The sequence below is a fragment of the Mycobacterium sp. genome (assembly GCF_049585075.1).
Taxonomy (GTDB): Bacteria; Actinomycetota; Actinomycetes; order Mycobacteriales; family Mycobacteriaceae; genus Mycobacterium.
The window spans coordinates 1-7,892 of sequence record NZ_JBAUZA010000221.1 but is presented as its reverse complement, the minus strand read 5'-3'; the positions used below and the strand labels follow the sequence as shown (position 1 = coordinate 7,892).

Below are 7,892 nucleotides of genomic sequence, written 5' to 3'. Positions count from 1 at the left end.
GGCCGGCTGACCGCCGGTAGAGATAGCCGCTCAGCCGCAGCCCCCAGATCGTGACCAGCGCTAGCAGCAGCCAGCGGCGTAACGCGTCGCCGTCGCCGAGGATTGCGGCGACCGCCGCGACCGCGATGAAGGCCAGCCCCCAGGCCACGTCCACGACGTTGTAGCGGCCGATACGGCGACCGATCGCGAACGTCACGGCGTGCACCACCAGCAGTGCGGCAGCCGAGACGCCCGAGACGACTCCGAATTCACCGATCATGGCCCGCATTCGAACGACTCTCGCATATCTGAGTATTCGGAGCGGGCGGTCGAGCGGATGACGGCGACACCCGAAAGCCATCCATGCCGTCAACCGCTCCGAATAAGCAACTATCCGACCGAACAAGAGGAGCTGAAGCAAGATGAAGGATGTTCACGCAAAGACATTCGCGGTGGGCCTGGCGGCGATTGCGGCCCTGGGGTTCTCGGCGTGTTCGAGCAACAAATCCCAGTCCGCGCGGCAGACCAGCGCGAATCCGGCCATGAGCACGATGGCGCCCGCCGCCACGACCGCAATGACGCCCGCGGCCAACCTGATCGGTACTGGATGCGCGGATTACTCCGCCCAGCATCCCAGTGGTCCCGCGTCGGTCACCGGAATGGCACAGGACCCGGTCGCGACGGCGGCGTCCAACAACCCGATGCTGTCGACGTTGACCGCCGCACTCTCCGGCAAGCTGAACCCGAACGTCAACCTGGTCGACACCCTCAACAGCGGTCAGTACACCGTCTTCGCGCCGACCAACGCCGCATTCGACAAGCTGCCGCAGAGCACGATCGACGAGCTCAAGACCAACGCTGACATGTTGAAGAACATCCTGACCTATCACGTGGTGCAAGGGCAGGAAAGCCCGAACACCGTTGACGGCGCTCACAAGACGCTGCAGGGTGCTGAGGTGAAGGTGACCGGCCAGGGGAATGGCCTCAAAGTCGACGACGCGGGGCTGGTATGCGGTGGCGTGCACACCGCCAACGCGACGGTGTACATGATCGACACCGTGCTGACCCCGCCCAACCGATGATCCACCAGGAGTGTGGTAGCGAATAGTGAACATGTTGTCGCTGGCGCTGATCGGTCTAACCGGAGGGCTGATCACTGGCATCTCGCCATGCGTGCTTCCGGTGTTGCCGGTGATCTTCTTCGCCGGCACATCCGGCGCGTCAGTCACGCCCGGCACGCCCGTCGGCGCCGTCGCGGTTGCGGTGGAGCCGAAACAGCAAGTCTCGCGGCCGTATCGGGTAATCGGCGGCCTGGTGTGCAGCTTCAGCCTGGTCACGCTGATCGGCTCAGCCTTGCTGTCGTTGCTGCACCTGCCGCAGGATGCCATTCGCTGGGTCGCGCTGGCCGCATTGGTCGCAATCGGTCTCGGGTTGATCTTCCCGCGCGTCGAGCAACTGCTGGAGCGGCCGTTCTCACGCATCCCACAAAAGCAGATCGCCGCCCGTAGCAACGGGTTTGGCCTCGGCCTAACGCTCGGTGTGCTTTATGTGCCATGCGCCGGCCCGGTGTTGGCCGCGATTGTGGTGGCCGGCGCCACCGCAAACATCGGTGTGCCCGTCGTCATCCTCACCGTGGCCTTCGCTATCGGCACCGCGGTGCCGCTGTTGTTCTTCGCGCTGGCGGGTCAGCGAGTTACTCAGCGGGTCAGTGCGTTTCGTCGTCACCAACGCGAGATCCGCATCACGGCAGGGGTGGTGACTCTGCTGCTGGCGATAGCGCTGGTGTTCAACCTGCCCGCAGCGCTGCAGCGGGCCATTCCCGACTACACCGGCTCGCTGCAGAACAAGCTGGGCAACGGGCAACAGATTCAGGAAGAGCTCGGCGGCATTGTCAACGACCAGAACAAACAATTGTCCAACTGCGCAAGCGGCTCCGTGCAGCTACAGAACTGCGGCGCCGCACCCGACCTCAAGGGCATCTCCGCATGGCTGAACACCCCTGGGGACAAGCCAATTGACCTGCACGCGTTGCGGGGCAAGGTGGTGCTGGTCGACTTCTGGGCCTACTCCTGCATCAACTGCCAGCGCGCCATCCCGCACGTTGAAGGCTGGTACAAGGCGTACCAAGACGACGGTTTTGAGGTCATCGGCGTGCACACCCCGGAATATGCCTTCGAAAAGGTCACCGGCAACGTGAAAAAGGGAGCGGCTGATATCGGCATCAGCTACCCGATCGCCCTAGACAACAGCTACTCGACGTGGACGAATTACCGCAACCAGTACTGGCCGGCTGAATACTTGATCGATGCAAGCGGTATCGTCCGGCACGTCAACTTCGGCGAAGGCGACTACAACGGCACCGAGAAGTTGATCCGCGAGCTGATCACAAGTGCGCGAACGAAAGTCGCACTGCCGCCGCCGGTGGACGCAGCCGATACGACACCGCAGGAAGGCTTGACTCCCGAAACGTATTTCGGTGTCGGCAAGATGGTCAACTACGCCGGAGACGGCGGCTACGACAAAGGACAGCGGAACTTCACATTCCCGCCGTCAGTGCCCGACGACACCTTCGCCCTGCAGGGACCGTGGACACTGGACTATGAGGGCGCGACGGCCGACAGCGACGCCTCCAGCATCAAGCTGAACTACCGCGCCAAAAACGTCTACATCGTCGTCGGCGGAACGGGCACGATGACGGTCGTGCGCGACGGGAAAACCACGGCGGTTGCCGTCAGTGGGCCGCCCACCTCACACCAGATCGTGAATGGCAACGACGTGGCCCGTCGCTTACTCGACGTGCGGTTAAGCAAAGGGCTGCAGGCGTTTTCCTTTACCTACGGCTGATCGTTATGGCTTGATGACGTGCGACGGGTCGGGCCGCAGCTCCGGCGGGGCCTGGCTGTAGTCGCCGAACGGCCCGTCGCGATGCTCGACTGCAGCCCGAACACCCTTCGTGGCGGCGGTCTGGATGAAGTCGAGCGCTTCGGGGGTGTTGCGCATCAGGCCGTCCAGGATGCCGCCCAGCATTTGGGTCGACGCCAGGCCCATGTTTTCGTAGGCCTGGTTCACCACCAGCTTCTGAGCTTGCAACTGCGACAACGGGATTCGTGCTAGCTCGGCCGCGACCTCGGCGACCCTGGCCTCCAGCCGCTCGAAAGGGACCGCCTCGTTGATCAGTTCGACCTCGGCGGCCTGCACACCGGTCAGCGGTCGGCCCGTCAACGAGTGCCACTTGACCTTGGCCAGGCTGAGCCGATACAGCCACATCCCGGTCAGATACGCGCCCCACATCCGGCTGTAGGGGGTGCCGATGACGGCGTCGTTGCTGGCGATGACGATGTCGGCGCACAACGCGTAGTCGCTGGCCCCGCCGACACACCAGCCGTGCACTTGGGCGATCACCGGCTTGGACGCCCGCCAGATCGCCATGAACTTGTGCGTCGGCCCGGTCTCGCGGGCGGTCACCATCGCGAAATCCTTGCCCGGATCCCAGCGCCCCGCGGTGTTCATCGCCTCGCCCCAGTGCTGGAAGCCATCGCCGAAGTCGTAGCCGCCGGAGAACGCCCGGCCGGCGCCGCGCAGCACGATGACCTTGATTTCCGGGTCCCGCTCGGCGCGCCCAACAGCGGCCTCGATCTCGTCGGGCATGGGCGGAACGATGGTATTGAGGTGGTCGGGGCGGTTCAGCGTGATGGTGGCGATCGGACCGGCCGTCGTGTACAGGAGCGTCTCGAACTGAGCAGTTGGCATGGCTCAAGGGAAGTCGCTGGGCGACGTTGTGTCTAGGGACCTCGCTCGTCAGTGGCTATAGCGGTCGTGGAGTCGACCCAGCGTGGCTTCGATACCGGCGGCGTTGCGCTTGGCAAAGCCGGTCAGGTCGTAGTACTTGAGCAGGTCCTTGACAGGTCCGGTGTCGCGATAGTCGAACGTTTCGGTGACCCGCGTACTGGTCGGCGTGACCGCGGCGAACTCCCATCGCCAACTATGGCCAAGGGGATGGCGCCATTCGATGAGCCGGTCGGGTTCGAACGCGGTCACCGTGCTGGTGATGCGATACGGCATCCCGAACATCGCCATCTTGGTGGAAAACCGCGCGCCTGGGCTAAGACGCTCGGGTCCGCGGATGTTGTCGCGCACCGTCCCAGATCCGTCAAGCTCGCGGTGGCGGCGTGGGTCGGCAACGATCGCGAACAACTCGCTAGCCGGGGCGCCTACCTCGACCGAACGGCTGACCTGCTTGGGTCCGGCATCGACGACGGTTACCGTCACGATCTTGCCGGATTCATCTTGCCTCCCTGGCTCCACTTAAGGAGACGGTGGCCGTGGTTCAGTAGTTCAGGTATCCAGGCTACCGAGGCCGGCGTTGCCGCCGGTACCCCCCGCACCGGCGTCGGCGCCGGCCCCGGACGTGTCCTAGAAGTTCTCGGGTGTTGCTCAGCTGATAGCTCGACTTAAGGCGGGGCGTCGGGCCTTAATCGTCGGCGTGCCGTTTCTGATCCCACCGCTCAAGACGTGCTTGTAACTCGACCAGCCCGACCCCAGCGACCGGAGCGGCGATGAAGAAGAAGCAGGCCACCGTCAGGGGAGTCATCTCGACCTCCTACCCGGCCCTCCCGAGCCTAACCTTCCCCATACGTCTTTCTTAGATGTCTTTAAGGTACGCCTTAGGTAGCCGTCAGGAAAGTCAAACCGCCGATTTTCTCCAACATGTGCCAAAAAAGTTACTTCGGCGCCGCCTGTGACGGGAGTGACGCCAGCGGCTCAACTGCCCAACATTCGCCACAGGAACGCGAAACTCAGCGCCGCCTTGAACGCGGTCTGCGCGTTATCGGCGGCACCGGCGTGGCCGCCCTCGATGTTCTCGTAGTACCAGACTCGGTGGCCCGCGGCTTCCAGTGCCGCCGTCATCTTGCGGGCATGACCCGGATGCACCCGGTCGTCACGCGTTGACGTGGTAATCAGCACCGGCGGGTAGTCGGTGCCAGCCGAAATATTGTGGTACGGGGAGTACTCGCCGATGAACTCCCAATCCTCCGGATCGTCTGGGTTGCCGTATTCGGCGACCCACGACGCGCCCGCCAGCAATAGATGGAAGCGGCGCATGTCCAGCAACGGCACCTGACAGACCAGCGCGCCGAACAACTCCGGGTATTTGGTCAGCATGATGCCCATCAGCAGGCCGCCGTTGCTACCACCTTGCGCGCCGAGTTGCCGCACGGTGGTGATATCGCGGGCCACCAAATCGGTTGCCACCGAGGCGAAGTCCTCGGCGACCAGATGGCGGCCCGCGCGCATCGCCTGGGTGTGCCAGCCGGGGCCGTATTCGCCACCACCGCGGATGTTGGCCAGCACAAAGGTGCCGCCGTACTTCAGCCACAGCCGGCCCAATACGCCGTCGTACCCGGGTGTGCGGGCGACCTCGAATCCGCCGTAGCCGCTGAGCAGTGTCGGGCCGGGCCCAGTCGCGTCCTGCGGGCGCACCACGAAATACGGGATCGCGGTGCCATCCTTTGACGTCGCGAAATACTGTGCGACGGTGATGCCTTCGGCGTCGAAGAACGCCGGTGCGGACTTGATTTGTTCCAGCGGTCCGTCGGCAGCTCCGCGCAGTAGCCGCGACGGCGTGGTGAATCCGCTGGAATCCAAGAAGATTTCGTCGCCGGTGTCGTCGGCGGCGGCGATAACCGTGTTGGTATTGGCCGGCACATCGGTCAGCGGTCGACGCTGCCAAGTGCCGGGTGTGACGATCTCGACGCGGCTGGCTACATCGGCCAGCGTGACCACGACCAGCCGGTCGCGTGTCCACGCGTAGTGCAGCAGGCTGGTGTGAGCGTCGGGTTCGAACACAACCTGCAATTGTGCTGTGCCAGCGAGGAATTCGTCATAGTCTGCGGCCAATAGCGAGCCCGCGGTATAGCTGGCGCTGCCGGTGATCCAGTCGGTGCGCAATTCGATCAGCAGCCACTGCCGGTGCACCGATATCGACGCGTCGGTGGGCGCATCGATGCGGATCGATTCTTCGCCGCGCAGCTCATACACCTGGTCGTTGAAGAAGTCGAGGGCCCGCTGCAGCAGCGTCCGCTCGAAGCCGGGCGTGCGGTCAACTCCGGCCGCCGCGATCACGTCGGTGGGCGCGCCTTCGAATACCGTCTGCGCATCCTCCAGCGGTTGCCCACGGTGCCATCGCTTGACGATGCGGGGGTAGCCGGATTCGGTCAGCGAGTCAGCGCCGAAGTCGGTGCCAATCAGCAGAGTATCCGGATCGACCCAGCTGAATCCAGATTTGGCCTCGGCCAACGCGAACCCTCCGTCAACGAATTCGCGTGTGCCCATATCGAATTCACGCATGACAGCTGCGTCCGAGCCGCCACGGGACAGGCTGATCAGGGCCCGCGTGTGATCGGGTTCGATGACGTTGGCGCCGGCCCACACCCAGTTTTCGTCGTCGGCGCGGGCCAACTCGTCGACGTCGATCAGCACATCCCAGTCCGGGCTATCGCTGCGGTAGCTGTCCAGCGTGGTCCGCCGCCACAGCCCACGCGGGTTGGCGGCGTCGCGCCAGAAGTTGTACAGATAGTCGCCGCGACGGCGCACGTAGGGGATCCGGGCATCGGTGTCGAGCACCTCGAGTGCCGCGGTGCGCATTAGCTCGAACTCCGCGCCGGAAAACTCGGCCACCGTCGGCTCGTTGCGGGCGCGCACCCAATCGAGCGCTTCTTCGCCGAGGATGTCCTCCAGCCAGAGGTATGGGTCGTCGGTCATGGGACTCATTGTCGCGGCGGCCCAGGACACCGCCGTTAGGCGACGCTCGTGACGGTGGCCAGCCAGGGGATTTCCAGTGCGCCGTCGTGTTCGAACGGCGCCACTGCAGGGTCGAGGGTGCTGCGAACGGCCTTGACCTCATCGCCGTCGAGCGAGCTGACCAGCTCGGCAACGGGTCCCGCGACCGAGGCGATGTAGTTCCAGTAGTCGTCCTTGCCGTCGAACCGCATGGCGCCGGTGAGCTCGTCGACCGTGACGTCCGTGAAACCGGCTGCGGCGGCCAGGGCTTGGTTGTTCTCGGCGGTGGCCAGCGAGAACATACCGCCTGGGGCGAACGCGTCACCCGGAGGTGCGACGCCGTTCTGCAGCAACGCCGCAACGACGTGAAAAATCCACGGGTTGTGCTGCGGTAGTCCCCAGGTGGCATAGGCGCACCGTCCGCCCGGCCGCAGCACGCGCCGGATCTCGGCGAGCGCGCGCTGTTGCTCGGGCACGAGCATCAGCCCGAACCGCGACAGAACCCCGTCGACGCTGCTATCCGGCAAGTCAATCTGGCTCGCGTCGATGACACGGCACTCGATGTTGTCCAAGCCCCGCTCCGCGGCCCCGCGGCGAGCCGCCTGGACCATCGCGGGCACGAAATCACTGCAAATAACACGGCCGGTGGAACCGAGCCTGGCGGCGGCGAGGAAGCCGGTTTCGCCCGGACCCGCGGTGAGCTCCAGCACTGACTGGCCCGGCTGGGGATCGATCTGGTCGACGAGCCACTCGGACACCGAGCGGACGTCCTCGAAGAGGCGGTCTCGATACTTATCCCATGCCGGCGCGACCGCGCTCCAATGCCGCAGGGCGGCCTCGGCGGCGTTGATCTCCGACATTTCGCACGACTCCTTTCCCTGCGCTTCGCCCCCTGACTGTAGGGGCCGCCGCGGCGGTAGTGTGAGTTTTGTCACGCATGACCGAGGAGCTGATTTCGATGACCGTCTACGCACGTCCGGGTTCCGCTAAGGCACTGATGTCGTACGAATCCCGGTACGGCAACTTCATCGGGGGCGAGTGGGTAGCGCCGGTGGGTGGTCGGTATTTCGAGAACCCGACGCCGATCACCGGCCAAAATTTCTGCGAGATACCGCGCTCCGACGAAGCTGACA

7 protein-coding genes and 1 pseudogene are annotated in these 7,892 nt (G+C 64.6%); 3 read left to right on the top strand and 5 right to left on the bottom strand.

All coding sequences use genetic code 11. The annotated features are described in order from the left end of the window. Positions 1-259 (bottom strand): DUF1295 domain-containing protein (locus tag WB785_RS10755; RefSeq protein WP_424079026.1); only part of this gene is annotated, 259 nt, incomplete at its 3' end. Positions 260-521: 262 nt separating this feature from the next. On the opposite strand from WB785_RS10755, the gene WB785_RS10750 reads away from it, so the two are divergent. Further along, entirely contained in the window at positions 522-1,061 is a 540-nt protein-coding gene (locus WB785_RS10750) for a fasciclin domain-containing protein (RefSeq protein ID WP_424079032.1), read from the top strand. Positions 1,062-1,092: 31 nt separating this feature from the next. Further along, the gene (locus WB785_RS10745) at positions 1,093-2,823 is read left to right on the top strand and encodes a cytochrome c biogenesis protein DipZ (protein WP_424079030.1); all 1,731 of its coding nucleotides are present in this window, start codon (positions 1,093-1,095) and stop codon (positions 2,821-2,823) included. A 3-nt stretch (positions 2,824-2,826) separates the two neighbouring features. On the opposite strand, the gene WB785_RS10740 is transcribed toward WB785_RS10745, so the two are convergent. The 4 genes from WB785_RS10740 to WB785_RS10725 all read right to left on the bottom strand — a co-directional run bounded on the left by WB785_RS10740 (position 2,827) and on the right by WB785_RS10725 (position 7,619). Beyond that, on the bottom strand, positions 2,827-3,729 hold the full coding sequence (locus WB785_RS10740) for a crotonase/enoyl-CoA hydratase family protein (protein ID WP_424079024.1): 903 nt from the start codon (positions 3,727-3,729) through the stop codon (positions 2,827-2,829). A 48-nt stretch (positions 3,730-3,777) separates the two neighbouring features. Next, the gene (locus WB785_RS10735; protein ID WP_424079028.1) at positions 3,778-4,248 is read right to left on the bottom strand and encodes an SRPBCC family protein; all 471 of its coding nucleotides are present in this window, start codon (positions 4,246-4,248) and stop codon (positions 3,778-3,780) included. Between the two features lie 492 nt (positions 4,249-4,740). Then, positions 4,741-6,750, bottom strand: coding sequence for a prolyl oligopeptidase family serine peptidase (locus WB785_RS10730; RefSeq protein WP_424079023.1), 2,010 nt, complete (start codon positions 6,748-6,750; stop codon positions 4,741-4,743). A 26-nt stretch (positions 6,751-6,776) separates the two neighbouring features. Then, positions 6,777-7,619, bottom strand: coding sequence for a class I SAM-dependent methyltransferase (locus WB785_RS10725; RefSeq protein ID WP_424079021.1), 843 nt, complete (start codon positions 7,617-7,619; stop codon positions 6,777-6,779). A 98-nt stretch (positions 7,620-7,717) separates the two neighbouring features. On the opposite strand from WB785_RS10725, the pseudogene WB785_RS10720 reads away from it, so the two are divergent. Next, a pseudogene (locus WB785_RS10720) lies at positions 7,718-7,892 on the top strand (aldehyde dehydrogenase); the annotation flags it as partial.